At 64.5% G+C, this 23,207-nt stretch carries 22 protein-coding genes; 17 read left to right on the top strand and 5 right to left on the bottom strand.

What is annotated here, in order from left to right; genetic code table 11:
- Window positions 1–87 precede the first annotated feature (87 nt).
- Genes F3H35_RS10355 through arsB form a run of 4 tightly spaced genes read left to right on the top strand, consistent with a single transcriptional unit; the run spans window position 88 to window position 4,200 of the window.
- Window positions 88–933, top strand: coding sequence for an arsenate reductase/protein-tyrosine-phosphatase family protein (locus F3H35_RS10355; protein WP_149779528.1), 846 nt, complete (start codon window positions 88–90; stop codon window positions 931–933).
- Window positions 930–1,928, top strand: a complete 999-nt coding sequence (locus F3H35_RS10350) for an ArsJ-associated glyceraldehyde-3-phosphate dehydrogenase (protein ID WP_149779527.1) — start codon at window positions 930–932, stop codon at window positions 1,926–1,928. The genes F3H35_RS10355 and F3H35_RS10350 overlap by 4 nt, the downstream gene beginning before the upstream one ends.
- Window positions 1,925–3,196, top strand: coding sequence for an organoarsenical effux MFS transporter ArsJ (arsJ, locus tag F3H35_RS10345; protein ID WP_149779526.1), 1,272 nt, complete (start codon window positions 1,925–1,927; stop codon window positions 3,194–3,196). Before F3H35_RS10350 ends, arsJ begins: the two co-directional genes overlap by 4 nt.
- Window positions 3,193–4,200 (top strand): ACR3 family arsenite efflux transporter, encoded by a 1,008-nt coding sequence (gene arsB / locus F3H35_RS10340; RefSeq protein ID WP_149779525.1) that lies wholly within the window; start codon window positions 3,193–3,195, stop codon window positions 4,198–4,200. Before arsJ ends, arsB begins: the two co-directional genes overlap by 4 nt.
- Before the next feature lie 11 nt (window positions 4,201–4,211).
- Here arsB and F3H35_RS10335 read toward each other — a convergent pair whose 3' ends face one another.
- Together F3H35_RS10335 and F3H35_RS10330 are read right to left on the bottom strand one after the other, a co-directional pair.
- On the bottom strand, window positions 4,212–5,000 hold the full coding sequence (locus F3H35_RS10335; RefSeq protein ID WP_149779524.1) for a GntR family transcriptional regulator: 789 nt from the start codon (window positions 4,998–5,000) through the stop codon (window positions 4,212–4,214).
- A complete protein-coding gene (locus F3H35_RS10330; protein ID WP_149779523.1) occupies window positions 4,993–6,117 on the bottom strand; it encodes an alpha-D-ribose 1-methylphosphonate 5-triphosphate diphosphatase in 1,125 nt (374 codons plus the stop codon). Before F3H35_RS10330 ends, F3H35_RS10335 begins: the two co-directional genes overlap by 8 nt.
- Before the next feature lie 103 nt (window positions 6,118–6,220).
- Between F3H35_RS10330 and F3H35_RS10325 the strand changes: the two genes are divergently transcribed.
- The 6 genes from F3H35_RS10325 (at window position 6,221) to F3H35_RS10300 (ending at window position 13,079) form a co-directional block, all read left to right on the top strand.
- Window positions 6,221–7,078 carry a PhnD/SsuA/transferrin family substrate-binding protein gene (locus F3H35_RS10325; RefSeq protein ID WP_149779522.1) on the top strand — a complete coding sequence of 286 codons (858 nt, stop codon included), beginning with the start codon at window positions 6,221–6,223 and terminating at the stop codon, window positions 7,076–7,078.
- Between the two features lie 74 nt (window positions 7,079–7,152).
- On the top strand, window positions 7,153–7,968 hold the full coding sequence (locus F3H35_RS10320) for a phosphonate ABC transporter ATP-binding protein (protein WP_149779521.1): 816 nt from the start codon (window positions 7,153–7,155) through the stop codon (window positions 7,966–7,968).
- Window positions 7,961–8,761 carry a phosphonate ABC transporter, permease protein PhnE gene (gene phnE / locus F3H35_RS10315; protein ID WP_149779520.1) on the top strand — a complete coding sequence of 267 codons (801 nt, stop codon included), beginning with the start codon at window positions 7,961–7,963 and terminating at the stop codon, window positions 8,759–8,761. Before F3H35_RS10320 ends, phnE begins: the two co-directional genes overlap by 8 nt.
- A 217-nt stretch (window positions 8,762–8,978) precedes the next feature.
- On the top strand, window positions 8,979–9,635 hold the full coding sequence (locus tag F3H35_RS10310) for an ABC transporter ATP-binding protein (RefSeq protein WP_149779519.1): 657 nt from the start codon (window positions 8,979–8,981) through the stop codon (window positions 9,633–9,635).
- A complete protein-coding gene (locus tag F3H35_RS10305) occupies window positions 9,632–12,031 on the top strand; it encodes an ABC transporter permease (RefSeq protein WP_149779518.1) in 2,400 nt (799 codons plus the stop codon). Before F3H35_RS10310 ends, F3H35_RS10305 begins: the two co-directional genes overlap by 4 nt.
- Window positions 12,021–13,079: a lipocalin-like domain-containing protein gene (locus F3H35_RS10300; protein WP_149779517.1), complete on the top strand. Its 1,059-nt coding sequence runs from the start codon at window positions 12,021–12,023 to the stop codon at window positions 13,077–13,079. The genes F3H35_RS10305 and F3H35_RS10300 overlap by 11 nt, the downstream gene beginning before the upstream one ends.
- A 64-nt stretch (window positions 13,080–13,143) precedes the next feature.
- On the opposite strand, the gene F3H35_RS10295 is transcribed toward F3H35_RS10300, so the two are convergent.
- Complete coding sequence (locus F3H35_RS10295) at window positions 13,144–14,466, bottom strand: acetamidase/formamidase family protein (protein WP_149779516.1); 1,323 nt, start codon at window positions 14,464–14,466, stop codon at window positions 13,144–13,146.
- 125 nt (window positions 14,467–14,591) lie between these two features.
- Between F3H35_RS10295 and F3H35_RS10290 the strand changes: the two genes are divergently transcribed.
- Window positions 14,592–15,260 carry a cupin domain-containing protein gene (locus F3H35_RS10290; RefSeq protein WP_149779515.1) on the top strand — a complete coding sequence of 223 codons (669 nt, stop codon included), beginning with the start codon at window positions 14,592–14,594 and terminating at the stop codon, window positions 15,258–15,260.
- A gap of 481 nt (window positions 15,261–15,741) precedes the next feature.
- Here F3H35_RS10290 and F3H35_RS10285 read toward each other — a convergent pair whose 3' ends face one another.
- Complete coding sequence (locus F3H35_RS10285) at window positions 15,742–15,951, bottom strand: TOBE domain-containing protein (protein ID WP_149779514.1); 210 nt, start codon at window positions 15,949–15,951, stop codon at window positions 15,742–15,744.
- A 138-nt stretch (window positions 15,952–16,089) separates the two neighbouring features.
- On the opposite strand from F3H35_RS10285, the gene F3H35_RS10280 reads away from it, so the two are divergent.
- The 3 genes from F3H35_RS10280 to F3H35_RS10270 all read left to right on the top strand — a co-directional run bounded on the left by F3H35_RS10280 (window position 16,090) and on the right by F3H35_RS10270 (window position 18,704).
- Entirely contained in the window at window positions 16,090–17,328 is a 1,239-nt protein-coding gene (locus F3H35_RS10280; RefSeq protein WP_149779513.1) for an aminopeptidase, read from the top strand.
- A gap of 10 nt (window positions 17,329–17,338) precedes the next feature.
- Window positions 17,339–18,127, top strand: a complete 789-nt coding sequence (locus tag F3H35_RS10275) for a ZIP family metal transporter (protein WP_149779590.1) — start codon at window positions 17,339–17,341, stop codon at window positions 18,125–18,127.
- A gap of 100 nt (window positions 18,128–18,227) precedes the next feature.
- Complete coding sequence (locus tag F3H35_RS10270) at window positions 18,228–18,704, top strand: DUF411 domain-containing protein (protein ID WP_149779512.1); 477 nt, start codon at window positions 18,228–18,230, stop codon at window positions 18,702–18,704.
- On the opposite strand, the gene bhcR is transcribed toward F3H35_RS10270, so the two are convergent.
- Entirely contained in the window at window positions 18,689–19,537 is an 849-nt protein-coding gene (gene bhcR / locus F3H35_RS10265) for an HTH-type transcriptional regulator BhcR (protein WP_149779511.1), read from the bottom strand. The two genes, F3H35_RS10270 and bhcR, sit on opposite strands and share 16 nt — an antisense overlap.
- A gap of 198 nt (window positions 19,538–19,735) precedes the next feature.
- On the opposite strand from bhcR, the gene bhcA reads away from it, so the two are divergent.
- The 3 genes from bhcA to bhcC all read left to right on the top strand — a co-directional run bounded on the left by bhcA (window position 19,736) and on the right by bhcC (window position 23,127).
- Window positions 19,736–20,929 (top strand): L-aspartate--glyoxylate aminotransferase BhcA, encoded by a 1,194-nt coding sequence (gene bhcA, locus F3H35_RS10260; protein ID WP_149779510.1) that lies wholly within the window; start codon window positions 19,736–19,738, stop codon window positions 20,927–20,929.
- On the top strand, window positions 20,929–21,897 hold the full coding sequence (gene bhcB / locus F3H35_RS10255) for a beta-hydroxyaspartate dehydratase BhcB (protein WP_149779509.1): 969 nt from the start codon (window positions 20,929–20,931) through the stop codon (window positions 21,895–21,897). Before bhcA ends, bhcB begins: the two co-directional genes overlap by 1 nt.
- Before the next feature lie 66 nt (window positions 21,898–21,963).
- Entirely contained in the window at window positions 21,964–23,127 is a 1,164-nt protein-coding gene (gene bhcC / locus F3H35_RS10250; protein WP_149779508.1) for a 3-hydroxy-D-aspartate aldolase BhcC, read from the top strand.
- Window positions 23,128–23,207 lie beyond the last annotated feature (80 nt).

The raw sequence follows: 23,207 nt of genomic DNA, 5'->3' as shown, positions 1-23,207 counted from the left end.
AAATATTTTGTCGCAAACGCCGTGTATCCTGTAGCTGTCATGAAAGTTTCACATGCAAATCCCCATTATTTCCAATATTCATGAAATATGGAAAAAGTGATTCTCTCCCGTCTTGACGTGCTGTCCCATCCGGGACGCATGTCGGTCTTTCGTCTGCTGATGCGGCGCTATCCCGATGCGGTGCCTGCAGGTGAGGTGGCGCGTGCGCTCGAGATCAAGCCCTCGACGTTGTCGGTCTATCTGTCGGCGCTGTCGGCGGCGGGATTGGTCAGCCAGCGGCGCGAGGGCACGTCGTTGCTCTACACGGCGAGGACCGAAGCGGCGGGCGAGATCATGGATTTCCTGTTCAACGATTGCTGTCGCGGGCGTCCCGATGCCTGCGTTTCCCTTTCCGGAGCTTCTGAAAAAGGTATGCCCGCCATGTCCGACCGCAAATACAACGTGCTGTTCATCTGCACCGGCAATTCCGCCCGATCCATCTTTGCCGAAACGCTGCTGCGCGCCGAAGCCGGGGATCGGTTCGACGTCTTTTCCGCGGGCACGCGTCCGCAATCGGAGTTGAACCCTTTCGCGCTCGAGGTGCTGCGGGCGAAGGGCCATGACATTTCCGGCCTGCGCGCCAAGAACGTCTCGGAGTTCACCGGGCCGGAGGCGCCGGTGATGGATTTCGTGTTCACCGTCTGTAATCAGGCCGCCAACGAGGAGTGCCCGGCATGGGAAGGCCAGCCGATCAGCGCCCATTGGGGGATGCCCGATCCGGTCAAGGCCGAAGGCACGGATGCGCAGAAAAGCCTTGCGTTCCAGCAGGCTTATGGCGCGTTGCGCAACCGGATCCTGGCCTTCACGGCGCTGCCGCTCGAGACGCTGGACCGGATTTCGTTGCAAAAGGCCGTGGATGATATCGCACGCGATGCGGGCGAGGTGTCGGCATGACGGTCTATGCACTGAACGGGCTTGGCCGCGTGGGCAAGCTGGCGCTGCGTCCGCTTCTGGAGCGCGGGGCGCAGATCGCCTGGATCAACGATGCGGTGGGTGACGCGGAAATGCACGCGCATCTTCTGGAATTCGATACGGTGCACGGCCGGTGGGATGCCGCCTTCGGGCATGATGCGAACAGCATCACGATCGACGGCACGCGGCTGCCGTTCATCGGGGCGTCGCGGATCGAGGATCTGCCGCTCGAGGGTGTCGATGTGGTGATCGACTGCACCGGCGTCTTCAAGACCGAGGCGAAGCTTGCGCCCTATTTCGAGGCGGGTGTGGAGAAGGTCGTGGTGTCTGCCCCGGTGAAGGACGGGGATGCGGCCAATATCGTATACGGGGTGAACGAGGCGATATACGAGCCGGCACGCCACCGGATCGTGACGGCGGCCAGTTGCACGACCAATTGCATTGCCCCGGTCGTGAAGGTGCTGCACGAGAAAATCGGCATCCGCCACGGCTCGATCACCACGATCCATGACGTGACCAACACCCAGACCATCGTGGACCGGCCCGCCAAGGATCTGCGGCGGGCAAGATCGGCGCTGAATTCGCTCATTCCGACCACCACAGGCAGCGCCACGGCGATCACGCTGATCTATCCCGAGCTGACCGGGCGGCTGAATGGCCATGCGGTGCGGGTGCCGCTGTTGAATGCGTCGCTCACCGATTGCGTGTTCGAGCTGGAGCGCGAGACCAGCGTGGAGGAGGTCAATGCGCTGTTCAAGGCGGCGTCGGAGACGGAGCTCAAGGGTATTCTGGGCTATGAGGAGCGGCCGCTTGTGTCGGCGGATTACACCAATGACACGCGCTCAGGGATCGTCGATGCGCCCTCGACCATGGTCATCAACGGGACGCAAGTGAAGGTCTATGTCTGGTATGACAACGAGATGGGCTATGCGCATCGTCTGGTGGATGTGGCCTGCATGGTCGGGACCGCGCTGTGAGCCAACGCCCCGAAGGACTGTCGGCCTATGTCGCGGTGACGGCGGCTTATTGGGCCTTCATGCTGACCGATGGCGCGCTGCGGATGCTGGTGCTGCTGCATTTTCACACGCTTGGCTTCAGCCCGGTGCAGCTGGCCTATCTGTTCGTGCTCTACGAGATCGCGGGCATGGTCACCAACCTGTCGGCGGGCTGGATCGCGGCGCGGTTCGGGCTGACGGCGACGCTTTATGCGGGGCTCGGGCTTCAGGTGGCGGCACTGCTTGCGCTGACGCAGCTTGACCCGGCTTGGGCGCTTGGCGCGTCGGTCGCCTATGTGATGGCGGTGCAGGGGGCCAGCGGCGTGGCCAAGGACCTGGCCAAGATGTCGTCGAAATCGGCGGTCAAGCTGCTGGCGCCCAAGGGAAATGGCGGGCTGTTTTGGTGGGTCGCGATCCTGACGGGATCGAAAAACGCGGTGAAGGGGCTGGGATTCCTGCTGGGGGCGGCGCTGCTGGCGGTTGCGGGGTTCACCTGGGCGGTGCTGGCGATGGCGCTGGTGCTGGCGGTGATCCTGTGTGCGGTGGGTCTTGCGATGCCGTCGGGGCTGCCGCGCGGACGCAAGGGGGCGAAATTCTCGGAGGTGTTTTCCAGCGAGCGGAACGTCAACTGGCTGAGTGCGGCGCGGGTGGTGCTGTTCGGGGCGCGCGACGTGTGGTTCGTGGTGGGCATCCCGATCTATTTCTACGCGGTGCTGTCGGATGGCAGCACGGCGGGCAACCGGGCGGCGTTCTTCATGATCGGCACGTTCATGGCGGGGTGGATCATCCTTTATGGCGCGGTGCAGGCAGCGGCCCCGAGGCTCTTGCGCGCCGCCACCCGCCCCGAGGCCGAGCTGATCCGCGCGGCGCGCGGATGGGCGGCGGTGCTGTGCATCGTGCCGGCGGTGCTGGCACTGGCGGTGGGCCTGTCGGAGGGGCCGTCACCGGGCCTGACGGCGACCGTGGTCGCGGGATTGCTGGTGTTCGGTGGGCTGTTCGCGGTGAACTCGGCGTTGCATTCCTATCTGATCCTGGCGTTCACCCGCGATGAGCGGGTGACGATGGATGTGGGGTTCTACTACATGGCCAATGCGGCGGGCCGGTTGATCGGAACGGTGCTGTCGGGGCTGACCTATCAGATCGGTGGTCTGGCCTTGTGCCTTGCCACGGCGGCGGTCATGGTCGGGCTGAGCGCCCTGGCGGCGGGCCGACTTGAGCCGCAGACGCATCAGGCGGAAACACGGGCATGAGCAGTTTCGAACGGTATCTGAGCCTTTGGATCGCGGCGGCGATGTTCGCCGGGATCGTGATCGGCACGCTGGCGCCGGGGCTGGTGGGGATGATCGCCGCCGCCGAGATCGCGCGCGTCAACCTTGTGGTGGCGGTGCTGATCTGGGCGATGGTCTATCCGATGATGGTGGGGGTCGATCCGCATCAACTGCGCCATGTGTTCCGCCAGCCCAAGGGGCTGGGGATCACGCTGGCGGTCAACTGGTTGATCAAGCCGTTCACCATGGCAGCCCTTGCGGTGCTGTTCTTCGAGGGCGTTTTCGCCGATCTGATCGCGCCCGAGGATGCGCAAAGCTATATCGCCGGGCTGATCCTTTTGGGGGCGGCGCCCTGTACGGCGATGGTGTTCGTGTGGTCGCAACTGACCCGGGGGGACGAGAATTACACGCTGGTGCAGGTCACGGTGAATGACGTGGTCATGGTCTTTGCCTTCGCGCCGATCGTGGCGTTTCTGCTGGGGGTGACGGATATCACCGTGCCTTGGGAGACGCTGGTGCTGTCGGTGGTTCTGTTCGTGGCGCTGCCGCTGGCGGCGGGGCTGCTGACCCGAGCGCGGCTGGAAAGCGAGGCGCGGATCGAGGCGTTCAAGGCGCGGGTCAAGCCGTTCTCGATGGTCGGGCTGATTGCGACGGTGGCGATCCTCTTCGGGCTTCAGGGCGATGTCATTCTGGAGCGGCCGCTGGTGATCGTGCTGATTGCGGTGCCGATCCTGTTGCAATCCTACGGCATTTTCGCGGTGGCCTATGCGGCGGCATGGATCATGAAGGTCCCGCACCGGATCGCGGCGCCCTGCGCGCTGATCGGCACGTCGAATTTCTTCGAACTGGCGGTGGCGGTGGCGATCAGCCTGTTCGGGCTGAATTCCGGCGCGGCGCTGGCCACGGTGGTGGGGGTGCTGGTGGAGGTGCCGGTCATGCTGTCGCTGGTGGCTTTCGCCAATCGCACGCGACGCGACTTCGGCTGATCGGGGGCGCGTCAGCCTTCGGGTGAGACGAACACGAATTCCACGCTGGCCATGGCCCAACACCCGCGATTGTATTCGATCGCCGCGCCATCCGCCGTGCGGTTGATCGCGGTGACATGCTGCACCGGTGTCTTGGCGTTAATGCCGAGGATCTCGGCCTCGTCCGGTGTGGCCAGACCGCCGCGCACACGGGTTTCGGCGCGGCGGAACCAGGGGATGCCCGACGCCTTGTAGACCGCGCTGACGGATTGCAGCCGCTCGTAAAGCCGTTCGAAATCGGGGAAGCGGTGGGCTGGCAACTCCTTGCGGGTGAAATAGATCGGCGCGCCATCTAGCAGTCGCATCCGGTGCAGCACGATCACCCTGTCGCGCGGTGACAGCCCAAAAAGGCGCGCCGCCTCGGGGCCGGGTGCCGCGCGTTCGAGCCGCAGGGTGCGCGTGGTCACGTCCTGCCCGCAGCCGATCAGCGAGTCGGAAAACCGCATGTCGTTCTGGATCACGAAGGCGCGGGGCGTCTGGCGCACGAAGATGCCGACGCCCTTGCGGGCCTGCAGCTTGCCTTCGCTCTGATGCAGGGCCAGTGCGCGGCGCATGGTGACGCGGTTGACGCGGAACATTTCGGCCAGTTGCACCTCGCCGGGGAGTTTGGCGCCCTGTGCGACAAGGCCGCTGTCGATGGCCTCGGACAGCCTGTCGTAGATCTGCAGCCAGATCGGGCGCAGCGCGCGGGCCTCATAGGGCCGCTGCGCCAGCGCCAGAAGAGAAGAGCCGCCTCTTGGGGCGACGGATGCTTCAGCCACGATCCAGAACCTTTCTGCCGTTCACGAAGACCGCCCGAATGTGACGCGTCTGTTTGTCCACCACAAGCAGGTCGGCGCGCTGATCCGGGGCAAGCGTGCCGCGATCCTGCAGTCCGACCGCCGCTGCCGGGTTGGCCGATATCAGCGCCCAGCCTTGGGCCAGAGGCAGCACCCCGGCATCGTGCAGGCGAAAGACCGCATGGAACGGGGCGGGATAGTAATAGTCCGATGCCAGAACGGTGCAGAGCCCCGCGTCAATGGCCTGCGTGGCGCATAGCGCGCCATTGTGGCTTTCGCCGCGCAGCGCGTTGGGCGCGCCGAGTACGACATGTTCGCCCGCATCGCGAGCGGCGCCCGCGGCGTCGGCGGACATCGGGAATTCGGCGATGGTGACCTTGCGCGCGCGCCCTGTCAGCCGGTCTTCGACGGTCATGTCGTCATGCGACATCACGGGGCGGCCAAGTGCCGTAGCCCGTTCGCAGATCCGGTCGGTGGCGGCGGGCACTTCGGTGCGGCGGTCCCAGATGCGGTTGATCTCGCGCTTGGCGTCGGCGGGGGAGAGGTGCATGCGCGCCGCCATCCGCTTGAGCTTGGCGCTGTCGTCGTCGAGCGCGCGGTTGGCGGTCGTATGATCGTTGAGCGACAGGATATCGCCGGGGCGCGCGGCCAGCCAGCCGATCACCTCGTCCACGTGATCGATCGCGAAGGTTTCCCACCGGATATTGAGCCGCGTGTCACAGGCAAGGCGGGGGGCGATATCGTTGAGCGAGGCGACCAGCGCGCGCGATATCGCGATATCGCGCAGGCCCGGTTCCCAAGACACCGTCAGCGCGTGATAGCCGGTGGTGATCCCGTTGGCGATCATCTGGGCATCGGCCTCGGCATAGGCGAGGGCATGGGGGAAATGCACGCCGGGGCGGGGTTGCACGATGGATTCGAACCCGTCGCCATGCAGATCGACGATGCCGGGCAGGATCCACGCGCCGCTTGCATCGAAGCTCTGCGCGTCATCGGGCCGGTCCGCAGTGATCCGCCCGCCGGACAGGTGCAGATCGGTGTCGGTGAAGCCGTCGGGCAGCAAGGTTTCGCCGCCGGTGAGTGTCCAGGCGTTGGTCATGGGGTCTTTGGTCTCCGTGTCACGAAAGTGTCAATCGAATCCCTTATGCATCGCTTGTGTGACGTTCCTGTATACACAACTCTGGACATCTTGGAGAGGCTCAATGATCCGTTCCCTGCTCGCCGCCGCCGCGGTTTCCGTCGCTGCCATCACCCCCGCCTTCGCCGAACCGCTCAAATTCGCGGTCACCGACATCGAAGGGCTTGAAGCCCTGCAACAGGAGTTCGGCGCGTTCGAGGCCAAACTCGAAGAGCTGACCGGCTATGAAGTCGATCTGTTCCCGGTCTCGTCGCGCACCGCCGCTGTCGAGGCGCTGAAGCAGGACAAGGTCGATCTGGTGCTGACCGGCCCGGCCGAATACGTCGTCATCAAGGAGCTGACCGATGCGGTGATCGTGACCGCATGGCAGCGCCCGAACTATTTTGCCCAGATCGTCACCCTGTCGGATGGTCCGATCAAGTCGGTGCAGGATCTCAAGGGCAAGACCGTGACCTTCGGATCGGTCGGCTCGACCTCGCAGCATCTGGGACCGGCGCAGGTTCTGGCGGATTTCGGTCTGGCCTATAACACCGACTACCAGCCGCAGATCATCTCGCGCAATCTGGCTGTCGAGGCGCTGATCCGCGGTGATGTGCAGGCGGTGGGCATGAATGAAGGCCATCTGCGCCGCATCCGCGAGGCGTTCCCCGATACGTCCTTCACCGTGGTGGCGCGGGGCCGCGATCTGCCCAACGACATCCTTGTGGCGCGTTCCGACATGGATCAGGAGGCTGTCGCCGCCGTCAAGGCCGCCTTTGTCGATCACTCCGCCGAGCTGATGCAGGCGGTTCTGACCGGCGAAGACAACCAGAAGTTCAAGGGTGGGTTCTTCCTGACGCAGGTCGATGACAGCGATTATGACTACGTGCGCTCGATGTATGCGACCATCGGTGTCGATACGAGCGACTTCGTGGGCAACTGAGCCCCAGCTGGCGATGAGGCCGGGGGCGGATGCTCCCGGCCCTTGGCCTTTTTTGCGTTCAAACCCCAGGGGGCATGATGCTTGATCTCGTGACCGACCGCCCGAGTGGCGCCGCCGCAAAGGCGCAGGCGCTGGCCCAGACCGGCCCGCTGATCGCGGCGCGTGGCCTATGCAAATCTTATGACCGGCGCCGCACGATCCTTGACGGGGTCGATCTGGAGATCGCGGCGGGCGAGCGGGTTGCGTTGATCGGCTCAAACGGCAGCGGCAAGTCCACCCTGCTGAAAAGCCTGATCGGGTTGCATCCGATCTCGGGTGGCACGCTGCACTGTTTTGGCGAACCGGTGGATGCGCGCGGCAGCCGCAAACAGCGGCTGGCCATGCGGCGGCAAACCGGGTTCGTCTTTCAGAAACACTGTCTGGTGCGGCGCCGCACGGTGCTGTCCAATGTCATTCATGGCCTTTTCGGTGACGCGGGAAGCTGGCGGGCGTTTTCGCATTCTCTGGCGCCGCCCGAATGGCGTGATCGCGCGATGCAGGCGCTGGCCGAGGTCGATCTGGCCGACAAGGCGCTGGAGCGCGCCGATGCGTTGTCGGGCGGGCAACAGCAGCGCGTGGCGATTGCCCGTGCGCTTGTGCGTCGTCCGCGCCTGTTGATCGCGGATGAGCCTGCCGCCAGTCTTGACCCGGTGTCAGGGCGCAATGTGATGGAATTGTTCACCCAGCTGTGCCGGGATCACGGCATCACGCTGCTTTATACCTCGCATGACATGGCGCATGCGGTGGATTACGCGGATCGCGTTGTGGCGCTGAAAGGCGGCAAGGTGCTGTTCGACCGGCCCGCGGCACAGGTCACGCGCGCCGATCTCAAGGATACGTTCGATGGCTGATCGCAGGCTGGAGGCGCCTGGCCGCTTCACGGGGTTTTCGCCGCTCAATTTCGCGCTGCTGGTGGGTTTGGGGGCGGTGATCCTTGCCTCGATGGGCAAGGTGGCGCCGTCGCCGCAGCAATTGGCCGATGGTGTGCCGGGGATGGTCAATCTTGTGGGGCGCATGCTGCCGCCCAACACCGAACCGGCGTTTCTGGCGCGGATCGGGTTGCGCATCCTCGAGACCTTCCAGATCGCGCTGGTCGGTGCCGCCATCGGTATCGTGCTGAGCCTGCCGATCGCGTGGTGTGCGGCGCGGGGCGTGTCGCCGCTTGGGCGCGGCAATGTGCTGGTCAAGGCGTTCGTGTCGTTCCTGCGCACGGTGCCCGATCTGGTCTGGGCGCTGATTTTCGTGGCCTCGATCGGGCTGGGGGCCGTGGCGGGCACCATGACGATCGTGGTCGATACGATCGGCTTTTGTGGCCGGTTCTTTGCCGAAGCGATGGAGGATGCCGAGAAGGAGCCGCAAGAGGCGTTGTCGGCTATCGGCGCGGGGCGCGGATCGATCCTTGTGGGCGCGATCCTGCCGGACATCATGCCGTCGCTGATCAACGCGTCGCTCTTCGCTTTGGAAAAGGCGGTGCGGTCGTCGGTCGTGCTGGGGCTGGTGGGGGCTGGCGGGATTGGGCAGGAACTCAAGGTGGCGTTCGATCTGTTCCAGTATCGCAACGCATCGATGATCATTCTTGCGATCTTCGCCATCGTGCTGCTGATGGAGCTGTGCACCGACAAGCTGCGCGCGCGTATTCAGTGACGCGAATGGCAGGCTGAGACGCAAAGCGTTTCGCGGAAAACCTGCATCAGGGATTTTCGCGAAATGCGGTGCTGTGTTCAATCGTTGCACGCGTTCCGCCTGTCGCTGATGCCTCGGGTTGAAGGCGGAACGCTTTATTGGCCACGGGGCCGATTTTCGGCGCCTGTGGCTTTTCATCCGCCGCGCATGGCATAGCTTCCCATCAGACGGAGGCGCCATGTTGCTGCAGATCGACAATCTGACGAAATCCTATGCCGGGCCGGAAGGCCCGACAGAGGTGCTGCGTGGCGTGAGCCTGTCGCTGGACGCAGGCGAAACCCTTGCGCTGACCGGCGAGTCGGGGTCGGGCAAAAGCACGCTTCTGCATCTGGTGGGTGGGCTGGACACGGCCGATGGCGGCAGCATCCGGCTTGATGGTCAGGAGGTGACGCGCCTTGATGACACCGGACGCGCGGCCTTGCGGCGTGGCACGGTGGGGGTGGTGTTTCAGCAGTTCAACCTGATCCCGTCGCTGAGCGTCGCGGCGAATATCAGCTTTCAGGCCCGGCTTGCCGGACGCTTCGACCAGGCCCGCGCCGACCGTCTGGCCGAGGCTTTGGGCCTGACCGGGCAACTGGCGAAATACCCTGAGCAGTTGTCGGGCGGCCAGCAGCAGCGTGTCGCCATCGCCCGGACGCTTGCGGCACGGCCACGGCTTGTGCTGGCCGATGAGCCGACGGGCAATCTGGACGAGGCGACCGCCGCGGTTGTGATCGAGGAAATGCTGGCACTGGTCCACGAGACGGGCGCCGCGCTGATGATGGTGACGCATTCCCCGGCGCTTGCGGCGCGGGCGGGGCGGCGGCTGCATCTGCGGCAGGGGCGGTTGGAATGATCGCGGCGGCGGGTCAGGCGCTTTGGTCGCATTGGCGGCGCAATCCTTTGCAGCTTTTCACGCTGGTGGCGGGGCTGGCGCTGGCCACGGCGCTTTGGTCGGGGGTGCAGGCACTGAATGCGCAGGCGCGCAGCAGCTATGACGCGGCCGCGGCCCTGTTGGGCGAGGGGCGGTTCGATCAGCTGGTGCCGCGCAGCGGCGATACGATCGCACAAGACCGCTTCGTGAGTTTGCGCCGCGCGGGCTGGCTTGTCGGTCCGGTGATCGAGGGCAGTCTGGACGCAGGGGGCGAGCGGGTGCGTATCGTCGGGATCGATCCGCTGACAGCACCCGGCGGTGCAGGGCCGATCACGCAGGCCGGTGACGCACCCTTGCAGAGCTTTTTGTCCGAACGGCTGATCTTTGCCCATCCCGATATCGCCGAGGCGTTGGCGCGGAGCGTGACAGCGCGCGTGGTGGCCGATCCGGGGCTGGCGCCCGACACGGCGGTGACCGATATCGGCGTCGCGCAATCCCTGCTGAATCGCCCGCAGGAGCTCAGCCGCCTGATGCTGGCCGAAAGCCAGCCGCGCGGTCGTCCCCCGCTGGACGAGATCGCGCCCGATCTGGTGCTGCGCCCGTCGCAGCAAAGCTCGGATATCGGGCAGCTGACCGGCAGCTTTCACCTCAACCTGACGGCGTTCGGGTTGCTGAGTTTCGCGGTGGGTATCTTCATCGTGCATGGCGCGATTGGCCTCGCGTTCGAGCAACGGCGCGGCATGGTGCGCACGCTGCGCAGTCTGGGCCTGCCGCTGCGGCATCTGGTGGGGCTGATGGCGGCGGAACTGGCGGTGATCGCTTTGATTGCGGGGGCTGTTGGGGTGGTGCTTGGATACCTTTTGGCGGCGGCCCTTCTGCCGGATGTGGCGGCCACGCTGGAGGGGCTTTACGGCGCGCAGGTGTCGGGGGCGCTGAACCTCGAGCCGTCGTGGTGGCTGTCGGGTCTGGGGATCGCACTGCTGGGCACGGGACTTGCGGCCTCGGGCGCATTCTGGCGGATCGCACGGATGCCGGCGTTGGCCAACAGCGATGCGCGCGCATGGAGTATGGCTGCAGGCCGGCGTCATGCTCTGCTGGCGATGGCGGGTCTGGGGCTTTTCGGGATGGCAGTTGGGCTGGTGTGGCTTGGCAGCGGTCTGATCGCGGGGTTTGCCGGTGTCGCCTGTCTTCTGTTCGGGGCGGCATTGGTCTTTCCGCTGATCCTTGAACGCGCGCTCAAGACGGCCGAGTGCCGGGCAAGGTCCGTGCGGTGGGAATGGTTCTGGGCCGATACGCGCCAGCAGGTGCCGGGCCTCAGTCTTGCGCTGATGGCGCTGTTGCTGGCGATGGCGGCGAATATCGGGGTGTCGACCATGGTGTCGAGTTTCCGGCTGACCTTTACGGGCTTTCTGGATCAACGTCTGACCGCCGGGCTTTATGTGGCCACCGATGATGCGGATCAGGCGGAGGCGCTTTTGTCCTTTGTCGACGGGCGTGCGGAGGGCGTTCTTCCGCTCTTGTCCGCCGAGAGCCGGCTTGCTGGCCAGAAGGCCGAGATACTCGGCGTGCGCGTCGGCCCGGCCTATCGCGACAACTGGACCTTCATCGCGCAGGACGGGGCTGTGTGGGATCGGGTGGCTACGGGCGAGGCGGTGATCATCAACGAGCAGATGGCCCGCCGTGCCGATCTGTGGCCGGGTGACAGGCTGCCCCTTGCGCCGGGGCGGGAGGTGCTGATTGCGGGCGTGGTCAGCGATTACGGCAATCCGATCGGTCAGGCGGTGATCGGCGAAGGGCTGTTCGGCGAACTGTTCCCCGAGACGCGCGCCACGCGGTTCGGGCTTCGGACGCAGACACCCGATGCCTTGCGCGATGCGCTGATCGATGCGGGCATCGTGGAGGAGGGGCAGATCACCGATCAATCCGCGCTCAAGGCGTTTTCCATGGGGGTGTTCGAGCGGACCTTCACCGTGACGGCGGCGCTCAATGTGCTCACGCTGGCGGTTGCGGGCTTTGCCATCCTGATGAGCCTGCTGACGCTGGCGGGCATGCGCATTCCTCAGCTTGCCCCTGCATGGGCGCTTGGCCTCACACGCCGCGAGCTGGGCCGGCTGGAGCTTTGGCGCGCGGTGATCCTTGCCGCGCTGACGCTGATTGTGGCGGTGCCTTTGGGGCTGGCGCTGGCGTGGATGTTGCTGGCGGTCATCAATGTCGAGGCGTTTGGCTGGCGGTTGCCGATGTTTCTGTTCCCCTTGGATTACGCGGTGTTGGGGGCGCTTGCGCTATGTGCGGCGATGGCCGCCGCCGCATGGCCCGCGCTCAGGCTGGCGCGGACGCCGCCCTCGCAACTGCTGAAGGTGTTCGCGCATGAAGGCTGATTGTCTGGCCGCACGACTGGCCCTGGTTCTGGTGCTGGCCTGTCCGGTGCAGGCGCTGGCGCAGGGCTTTGCCGGGATGGGCAGCGATGCGCAAGGTTTCGCCGTGCCGCAGCCCGATCCGCAATTCGCCTTTCCGCAAGATCACGGCCCGCATCCCGATTACCGGATCGAGTGGTGGTATCTGACAGCCAATCTGAGCGGCCCTGACGGTACGCCCTACGGGTTGCAATGGACGCTCTTTCGCTCGGCGCTGGCCCCGGGCGAAGGGCCGGGATGGGACAGCCCGCAAATCTGGTTTGCCCATGCCGCGATCACCACACCGCAGGCGCATCACAGCGCCGAACGCTTTGCCCGTGGCGGGATCGGGCAGTCCGGTGTCACGGCGGCGCCGTTCGAGGCGTGGATCGATGATTGGCGTATGGCGGGCGAGACGCTGGAGGATGTGACGCTGACCGCGACGGGCGATGTCTTTTCCTATGACATGCGCCTGCAGGCCGAGGGGCCGTTGGTGTTTCACGGCGATGGCGGCTATTCGGTCAAATCGGCGGCGGGGCAGGCGAGCTACTATTACTCGCAGCCGTTCTTCCGCATATCCGGACAGCTGACCCTGCCCGAGGGCGTGGTGCCGGTCACCGGCACCGCCTGGCTGGACCGGGAATGGTCCTCGCAGCCGCTGGCCGAGGATCAAACCGGATGGGACTGGTTCTCGCTGAGTTTCGACGATGGGGACAAGCTGATGGGGTTCCAGCTGCGCCAAACCGATGGCACCGTGTTCAGTTCCGGCACATGGATCGGGCCGGATGGGGCGACCCGTGCCTTGCAGGACGGAGAGGTGATCGCCAGCCCGCTGGAGACGACCCGCGTCGCGGGGCGCGATGTGCCGACGCGCTGGCGGCTCGAAGTGCCGGGTTATGGCGTCGATGTCGAGGTGGGGGCGATCAACCCCGATGCATGGATGCACACCAGCGTGCCCTATTGGGAGGGCCCGGTTGTGGTGTCGGGCAGTCATGCGGGGCGGGGGTACCTGGAAATGACCGGCTACGAATGATGAGGGGCGCGGCGCCGGTAGTCCCGGTCCGCGCCCCCGCTGGTTTCACATGTTCAGGCGTCGATCACAGCCCGTATTGCTCGCGGGCGTAATCGCCCAGACCCACCGCATCCAGCTTGGCCAAGGGCGCGAGGAACGTGACCTGAATGACCCCCGGCGCACGGCCGATCTCGATCGCGCCGTTCACGGTGGCGCGGTTGCGCACCTCGGCCACGGTCATGTCCAGCAGCTTGGCGGCGCGCGCCAGCCCGTTTTCGATCGCCTCGTTCAGATTGGCCGCCGTGCCGATCACCGAGACAGGCGCAAGCGGTTCGATCTGCGACACGCCCCATTTGGTTGCAAGCCGCTGCCCCTTGGCTTTTTCGGCTTCGGTAAAGGGTTTGGCGAGGGGCGGGAGGTCTTCTTCGAGCGGGAAGAGCACAGGCCCATCGAGCGGGTAGTCTTTCACCACCTCGACCTGCAGGGTGACGCTGCCCGATACGTCCATCGTGTGCCCCGCGATTTCGCCATCGCCCTGACCGGCATGCATGTCGCCCATATAGACGCCCGCCCCCGGCACCTTGACCGGGCAGACAAGGATCGCGCCGGCGCGCACCGCGTCGATATCCATATGGCCGTCGGTCTTGTGCTCGTTGAGCTGTTCGAGCGTGATGCCGTAGTCATGCGGCGCGCCCACAAGGAAGGCGCCGAAATCGCCGGCGTTATGGCTGTCGGGCATCGGCATGGAGGGGCAGGTGCCAAGCTGACCCATGAAGGGCCGCATCCGGATCAACGTACCGGGCATGTCCGACGGCGCGAAATGCAGGATCGAATGCTGGCGGCTTTCATCGGGCAGCGCCGAGTAATGATCGGCCTGCGCGGCGATGGTTTCGGCGGCCTCGTGCGGCAGGGTCAGGCCCACGCTGCGCGTATCGTCGAAGGTGACGGTATAGCCATGCACGATTTCGAAGGGCTTTACGGCATTGCCGCAGACGTCGCATTTGACCGAATCCTGCCCACTGCCTTCGATATGCGTCTCGGGCCAGACGGTGTCGCAGGTCGGGCAGCGCGCCGCGACATAGGGATCGCCCAGACAGAACCCTTCGGGCGAGCTGTCATGGCCCGATGCGGTGGCGATCGAGGTCACTGTGATGTCGCGGATGCGGATCGCGACGCCATCTCCCACCTCGGCGCCTTCCACGAAGATCGGTTTCGTGACCTCATGTCCGCCACGCAGGCGGGGTGTGATCATCGGTCCCCAGCATCCCGGTGCGGTGTTGGCGATGATGGTGCCGCCATTCTCGACCGGGCCGAGCATCGGCGCATCGGGATCGAGAACACTGTTGGTGAATTCCTGAACCACGACGCTGCGTCGCGATGTCGGTGACGCATTTCTTCCGTCCGGCATGATGATCTCCCCGTGATTTGCATTAGTATCGGGGGAGAATAATCCGTCGCATCGAATCCACAAGGCTGGATCGCGCATCGCGCCTTGCAGCTTCCGACTGCGACACGACTTGAAAGGACGAGATCATGGAGCTGAATTCCGATTTTTCGCAGCGCGTTCTGGTGCGGACCGAAAAAGAGCCGTGGCATCCCTCGCCCTCACCCGGGGTCGAACGGCGTATGCTGGACAGGATCGGCGACGAAGTGGCGCGCGCCACCAGCATCGTGCGCTTCGCGCCGGGTCAGAGTTTTTCCCCGCATACCCATGGCGGAGGCGAGGAATTCATCGTGCTCGACGGGGTGTTTCAGGATGAGCATGGCGATTATCCGGCCGGAACCTATGTGCGCAACCCGCCGACCACCAGCCACACGCCCGGCTCGGACGAGGGCTGCACGATCTTCGTCAAGCTCTGGCAATTCGACCCCGAGGACCGCACGCAGTTCAGCAAACCAATGGCCGAGGGTCTTGTCGCGCAAGGCGATGGCGTCAAGGTCAACGAGCTTTTCCGCGATGGCCGCGAGATCGTGCGCTATTACGCGCTCGATGCCGGTGCCACGCTCAAATCCACCCCGGTCGGAGGGCTGGAACTGCTGCTGCTGTCGGGCTCTGTGCAGGACGGGGATGACTGGCTGCGCGCGGGCGACTGGCTGCGCCTGCCGGAGGGGGAGGCGCTTGCGCTCAGTGCCGGGCCGGATGGTGCGACACTGTGGATGAAGACCGGTCATTTGCGCTTTGTCGCGGCGCCGGACAGCTGATCCGGCGCGTCTCATCCCTTTCATTGGTGGGAACTTGGGGTTGATCTTTCGGAACTCAGGGCCGATATACAGCTGCACCATCGGTATGGGCCTGCCCTATGTGCACGGCCACCATGCCCGGGTCCGAAAGGGTCCACCCACATGAGATGCTGGCCTCAGGGCTGGACCGAGTGGACATCAACCGTCACGCGCGACACCCGAGCGGCTCTTGCCGCCCGCCGCCATTTGACGCTTCGGCCCACGACCTGAAACAGAACCGAAAGGAGACAGCCATGAGCGATATGACCATTGAGGAAATCGAACAGCGGATCGAATCCCTTCAGAATTCGGGGATGCATCTGGCGGCAAAGGCGCTGATGCGCGAGTTGAATCACCGCCGCAAGGCTGGCTGACGCCGGATCGCGGCCCGTCACGGGCCATCGCGGGGGCCGCGCCAGTGGGGGCGGCCCTTTTTTCATGCCAAAAATCGGTGCGCGCCGGCTCAGTCCGTACCGACGATCACCTCCGAGGCCTTGATCACCGCGTAGGCGGTCTTGCCTGTTGCAAGGCCCAATTCCTCGACCGAGGCATTGGTGATCATTGCGGTGATCGTATTGCCGCCGCCGATATCAAGCTGAACGGTGCTGTTCACGGCACCTTTCTCGATCGTGGTCACAGTGCCCTTGAGCGTGTTGCGCGCGCTGAGTTTCATCCTGACCTCTTGGTTTGAATGGCTGATGCGAACGAGATTGGTATCAGGCGGCGGTAAGTCAAGCTTGGGGGCGCTGGCGCCTTGACCTTCGGCCCGGGTTCTTCGAACGTGCGCGCGACAGTAAATCAGGAGCAGGTCATGACACTTGAGGACAGATACGCGCCGCAACTGGACAAGCTGGCCGAGGTGGCGGTCAGGGTAGGGTTGAACCTGCAGCCGGGGCAGGATCTTGTGCTGACCGCGCCGGTGGCGGCGCTGCCCTTGGTGCGCCGTGTCGTGGCCGAGGCGTATCGCGCGGGCGCGGGGCTTGTGACGCCGATTCTCGGGGATGAGGCGTTGATGCTGGCGCGTTATCGCCATGCGCCCGACGACAGTTTCGACCGCGCGCCGGGTTGGCTTTACGAGGGGATGGCCAAGGCCTTCGAAGGGGGTGCTGCGCGCATGGCGGTCGTGGGCGATGACCCGATGCTTCTGGCCGACGAAGACCCGGCCAAGGTGGCGCGCGCCGGCAAGGCCAATTCCATGGCCTACAAGCCCGCGCTGGAACATATAGCCAATTTCGCGATCAACTGGTCGATCGCCAGCTATCCAAGCCCGTCATGGGCGCGGCGCATGTTCCCCGACCTGCCCGAGGATCAGGCCGTGGACAGGCTTGCGCAGGCAATCTTTGCCGCGTCGCGTGTCGATACATCCGATCCGGTGGCGGCATGGCAGGCGCATAACGCCACGTTGCGCGCGCGGACCGAATGGCTGAACGAGCAGCGGTTCGCCGCGCTGCATTTCACCGGACCGGGCACGGATCTGACGGTCGGGCTGGCCGATGGGCATGAATGGCAAGGCGGGGCGTCGGTGGCGCGCAATGGTGTCACCTGCAATCCGAACATCCCGACCGAAGAGGTGTTCACCACCCCACATGCCACCCGAACCGAAGGTCATGTGCGCGCTTCCAAGCCACTGTCGCATCAGGGCAGCCTGATCGAGAATATCGAGGTCCGTTTCAAAGAAGGCCGCATCACCGAAGCCCGGGCGACCCGGGGCGAGGCCGTGTTGCAAAAGCTGCTGGACACCGACGAGGGCGCGCGCCGTCTGGGCGAGGTGGCGCTGGTGCCGCATTCCTCGCCGATCTCGCAATCGGGGCTGCTGTTCTACAACACGCTCTATGACGAAAACGCCGCGTGCCATATCGCACTTGGCCAGTGCTATTCCCAGTGCTTCGAGGGCGGCGACAGCCTCAGCCCTGACGAGATCGCCGCGCGTGGCGGCAATGCCAGCCTGATCCATGTGGACTGGATGATCGGCGGGGCCGAGACCGATATCGACGGTCTGCGCGAGGATGGCACGCGCGTTCCGGTGTTCCGGCAAGGCGAATGGGCCTGAGGCCGGCGTGATGGATGGCTTGTCCTCACCGCTGATGCTGGGGTTTCTGGGCAGCCTTGCGGCAGGGCTCATGACGGCGGTCGGGGCCTTGCCTGTGCTGGCGGGGCGGGAGCCGGGGCGGGCGTTTCGGGACATGTCGCTTGGCTTTGCCGCGGGCGTCATGCTGGCCGCGTCGTTCTTTTCGCTGATCATACCGGCGCTGGATGCGGCGGGGCAAACCTATGGGCGGGGCGCCATACCGGCGCTGATCGCCTGCGCGTCGATCCTGATCGGTATGGCGGCGGTGCATCTGATGAACGAAGCGCTCCCGCACGAGCATTTCCGAATGGGCCGCGAAGGGCCGGATGCGGTGGCGCTGCGGAGGGTCTGGCTGTTTATCTTCGCGATCACCATTCACAATTTCCCCGAAGGCTTGGCGGTTGGCGTGGGCTTCGGCGCGCATGGGCTCGAAGGCGGTCTGCCTCTGGCCATCGGCATCGGCTTGCAGAACGCGCCCGAAGGTCTGGCCGTGGCGGTGGCTCTTCTGGGTGAAGGATACGGGCGAGCGCGAGCATGGGTGATCGCGTCGCTGACCGGGTTGGTGGAGCCTTTGGGCGGTGTGCTTGGCGCGGGGCTGATTTCGATCTCCGAGCCTTTGCTGCCTTGGGGTCTGGCCTTTGCGGCGGGGGCGATGCTCTATGTCATCAGCCACGAGATCATCCCTGAAACCCATCGCAGCGGCCACCAGAACAAGGCGACGCTAGGGCTGGCGGTGGGTCTGGTGGTCATGCTGTTTCTGGATGTCTGGCTGGCGGGCTGAGCCCAAGGACACGATTTCGTGCGCCACGGGCGGCGGCGGTTGGAGGCGGAGGCGGGCTGGTCTATGCTGATCTGCGACGCAAACCCGGAGGCCGAAGACGATGACACACCCGATCATGAGCCGCCGTAGCCTGCTTGTCGGCAGTGCTGCCGTGACATTGAGCGCAGCCATGCCCGCCACCGCCGCCGGGCGACCGTTGATCCATGTTCTGAAAGACCCAAATTGCGGATGCTGCGGCGCCTGGATCGAGATCATGCAGGCCGAGGGATTCGAGGTGACGACCGAAACCAGTTTCGGCACCGCGCTCAGCCGCTACAAGCTGGACAATGGCATTCCGCCCAAGATGGCCTCGTGCCACACGGGCAAGATCGCGGGCTACATGATCGAAGGCCATGTGCCTGCCGCCGACATCCGCCGGTTGCTCGACGAGCGGCCCGACGCGGTGGGGCTTGCCGTGCCGGGAATGCCCTATGGCTCGCCCGGCATGGGGCCGGAAGACCGGCGCGAGGCGTATGACGTGCACCTGATCCGCCGCGATGGCACGACCGAGATTTTCACCAGCTACGACGCCGCCTGATCCGCGGCCTGAGACGGCTTGCCTGTCTCGGCTCCGAGGGCGCGGGACACGGCCGCCGCCGCTTCGCGCACCATCGTGCCGATCTCTTCGATCCGGGCCAGATCCATCCGATGGGTTGGCCCCGACACTGATATGCCCGCCACGGGTTCTGCGAAGATGTTGAAGATCGGCGCCGCGACGCAGCGCATTCCGGCGGCTTTTTCCTCGTCGTCAAAGGCCCAGCCACGGGCGCGCGTCAGGTCCATGTCCTGGCGCAAGGCATCCGGATCGGTGATGGTTCTGTCGGTGAAGCGGGTGAGCGCGTGCGCCTTCAGAAACGCCGCCATCCGATCATCGGAATATTGCGCCAGCAGCGCCTTGCCGATGCCCGAGGCATGCATCGGCGAGACGGTGCCCGGTGGAAAGAAAGCCCGGATCGTCTGTGGGGTTTCCACCTGACTGATGAACATCACCTGTCCTGCCTGTTCTATCCCCAGATTGGCGGTTTCGCCCGTACTTTGCATCAGCTCGCGCATGCTGGCGCGGGCGCGTTCAACAACGCCGGCACGGCGCAGAAAGGCGGATCCGATCCGATAGGCCATCGCCCCGATGAACCATGTCTGCGTGCCGGTGTCGCTGTCGACGATGCCCCGCGCCTCGAGCGTGGCCAGCACGCGGTGGATCGTGGCGGGGGACTGCTCCAGCGTTTCGGCGATGTCGGTCAGGGTCAGACCGTCGCGCGCGGCAAGGCAATCGAGCACGTCGAATGCCCGGTCAAGCGACTGGATCGTGGTCTTCGAGGTGGGGCTGTTGAAGCCCTTTGGCCGTCCGCGCCGGCGTGTCGTCTGATCCATCCGTGGCTCCGATTCCGGTGGTTGTATCCGATGGTATTCTAAATGTGAAAAATAATTCCATCCAGTGAAAAAATACAAACCATTGAAAAACATGTAAATATACCTGAACGCTTATCTTCGAAAAAGTTTTTCAAAAAAATTGGGTTTGTGATGGGGGCTCTGTAAGTTGAACATCGACACAACGAGGAGGGCCGTGTCATGAGCTTTCAGAACCCCGTTTTCATTCCGGGTCCGACCAATATGCCCGAGGAATTGCGCAAAGCCGTGGACATGCCCACGCTTGACCATAGGTCACCGCTCTTTGCCGCTATTCTCCACCCTGCCCTGGACGGCGTCAAAGCCGTGCTGAAATCGCAAACGGCAGAGGTATTCGTTTTTCCCGGCACCGGGACGGGCGGATGGGAGACCGCGATCAGCAACACGCTGAGCGCCGGCGATGCCGTTCTGGCCGCGCGCAACGGGATGTTCAGCCATCGCTGGATCGACCTGTGCCAGCGTCACGGTCTGGACGTGCAGGTGATCGAGGCCGGTTGGGGCGCGGGCTTGCCCGCAGACCGCTACGAAGAGATTCTGGCCGCCGATACGGGGCACCGGATAAAGGCCGTGTTGGCTACCCATAACGAGACCGCGACCGGCGTCGTGTCCGATATCGCCGCGATCCGGCGCGCGATGGATGCGGCCGGTCATCCGGCGCTCTTGCTGGTCGATGGGGTCAGCTCGATCGGGTCGATGGATTTCCGCATGGACGACTGGGGCGTCGATATCGCGGTGACCGGGTCGCAAAAGGGCTTCATGCTGCCTGCGGGCCTTGCCATCGTCGCCTTCTCGCCGCGTGCCATGCAGGCGGTCGAGGGGGCCACTCTGCACCGCACCTATTTCGATATCCGCGACATGGCTCGGGGTTATGCGGCGGGCGGCTATCCCTACACGCCTGCAGTCGGGTTGCTGAACGGTCTCAAGATGGCCACGGGCATGTTGCTGGACGAAGGGCTGGACAATGTCTTTGCCCGTCACCACCGCATTGCCGAAGGGGTGCGCCGCGCGGTGCATGCCTGGGGGCTGGAGTTGTGCGCCGACAGCCCGGATCTTTGGTCCGACACCGTGTCGGCGATCCGTATGCCCGAGGGTGTGGATGCGAACCGTTTCGTCGCCCATGCGGTCGAGCGGTATGGCGTCGCCTTCGGCACCGGTCTGGGTGAGCTTGCGGGCAAGGTGTTCCGCATCGGTCATCTGGGCCGCATGACCGACGTCATGGCCCTGAGCGGCATTGCCACGGCGGAAATGGTGATGGCCGATCTGGGCATGGATATCGCCCTTGGCTCGGGCGTGGCGGCGGCGCAGGCCCATTATCGCCTCGATCCCGCAACCACCACGAGGAAGGAGGCCGCGTGATGAAAGATACCGTGACGCAAATACCCACCTATGAGGATATGCTTGCCGCGCATGAGCGCATCAAGCCCTATATTCACCGCACGCCGGTTCTGACCTCATCGTTCCTGAACGATGTCACGGGGGCCGAGCTGTTCTTCAAATGCGAGAATTTCCAGAAGGCCGGAGCGTTCAAGGTGCGCGGCGCCTCGAACGCAGTTTTCGGTCTCAGCGATGAGATGGCCGCGCGCGGTGTCGCCACCCATTCCAGCGGCAATCATGCGCTCAGTCTCAGCTATGCGGCGGGGCGGCGGGGCATCCCCTGTCACGTGGTCATGCCGCGCACCGCGCCGCAGGCCAAGAAGGACGCCGTGCGCGGCTATGGCGGGATCATCACAGAATGCGAGCCGTCAACCACCTCGCGCGAGGCAGTGTTTGCCCAGGTGCAGGCCGAAACCGGCGCCGAGTTCGTGCATCCTTACAACGATCCGCGGGTGATCGCGGGGCAGGGGACATGCTCGAAAGAGTTGATGGAGCAGACCGACGGGCTGGATGCGGTGATCGCGCCCATCGGCGGTGGCGGCATGGTGTCGGGCTGTTGTCTGACGCTGAGCACGCTGGCGCCTGAGGTGGCGATCTATGCCGCCGAACCCGAGCAGGCCGACGATGCCTATCGCAGCTTCAAGGCGGGCCATATCATCGCCGATGACGCTCCTGAGACCATCGCTGACGGTCTCAAGGTGCCGCTGAAGGAAAACACCTGGCATTTCGTTTCGAACCACGTGACCGATATCCTGACCACCAGCGAGCAAGAGATCATCGACGCGATGAAACTCACATGGGCGCGCATGAAGATCGTGATGGAGGCCAGCTGCGCACCGCCGCTTGCGGCCATTCTCAAGAACCCCGATATCTTCCGGGGCAAGCGCGTGGGCGTCATCATCACCGGCGGCAATGTCGATCTCGACAAACTGCCCTGGATGCGCGGCTAGGGCCGGGCCATCACGGGCCGGAGCGAACAGATATTTGAATTCCCAACACACCAGGGAGAGACCAAGATGAACGACATGAGCAACATTCACGAGCTTGAAGTGGGCTTTGATATCCCGGCGCTGCCCGGCATGGACGAGGCCGATATCCAGACCCCCTGTCTGGTGCTGGACCTTGACGCGCTCGAACGCAACATCCGCAAGATGGGCGATTACGCCAAGGCGCACGGCATGCGGCACCGGGTGCATGGCAAGATGCACAAATCGGTCGATGTGGCCAAGCTGCAGGTGGAACTGGGCGGCGCCTGCGGTGTCTGCTGCCAGAAGGTGAGCGAGGCCGAAGTCTTTGCCCGTGGCGGCATCAAGGATGTTCTGGTGTCCAATCAGGTCCGGGAGCCGGCCAAGATCGACCGGCTGGCGCGGATGCCCAAACTGGGCGCGCGCACCATCTGCTGCGTGGACGATATCGATAACGTGGCCGATCTGTCTGCGGCGGCGCAAAAGCACGGCACGCAGATCGAGTGCCTGGTCGAGATCGATTGCGGCGCGGGTCGCTGTGGCGTGACCCAGACCGCCGATGTGGTGCGCATCGCCAAGGCGATCGACGCCGCGCCGGGGCTGAAATTTGCCGGCCTGCAGGCTTATCAGGGCGCCATGCAGCACATGGACAGCTATGAAGATCGCAAGGCCAAGGTGGACATCGCCATCGCGATGGTGCGCGACGCGGTCGATGCGCTGAAAGCCGACGGGATCGAGTGTGACATCGTCGGCGGCGGCGGCACCGGCAGCTACTATTTCGAAAGCAATTCAGGCGTTTACAATGAGCTTCAGTGCGGATCGTATGCCTTCATGGATGCCGATTACGGCCGTATCCTCGACAAGGACGGCAAGCGCATTGATCAGGGCGAATGGGAAAACGCGCTGTTCCTGCTGACCAGCGTCATGAGCCATGCCAAGGCCGACAAGGCGATCGTGGATGCCGGTCTCAAGGCACAGTCGGTCGATAGCGGTCTGCCTTTCGTCTTTGGGCGCGATGACGTGGAATATGTCAAATGCTCAGACGAGCATGGTGTGGTGGCCGACCCGAAGGGCGTTCTCAAGGTCAATGACAAGCTCAAGTTGGTGCCGGGTCATTGCGACCCGACCTGCAACGTGCATGACTGGTATGTGGGTGTGCGCGGCGGCAAGGTCGAAAGTGTCTGGCCCGTTTCCGCACGCGGCAAAGCCTATTGACGCGTTTTGGTCGGCCCACGGCAATCGCGTCGTGGGGCCGGCCTTGATCTGACGCAGGACATCCAGAATGACGCGGGGCC

Source organism: Roseovarius litoreus, from assembly GCF_900142765.1.
In the GTDB taxonomy this organism is placed as follows: domain Bacteria; phylum Pseudomonadota; class Alphaproteobacteria; order Rhodobacterales; family Rhodobacteraceae; genus Roseovarius; species Roseovarius litoreus.
The sequence above is the reverse complement of the archived record's forward strand: the minus strand, read 5'-3'. Positions and strand labels throughout refer to the sequence as shown.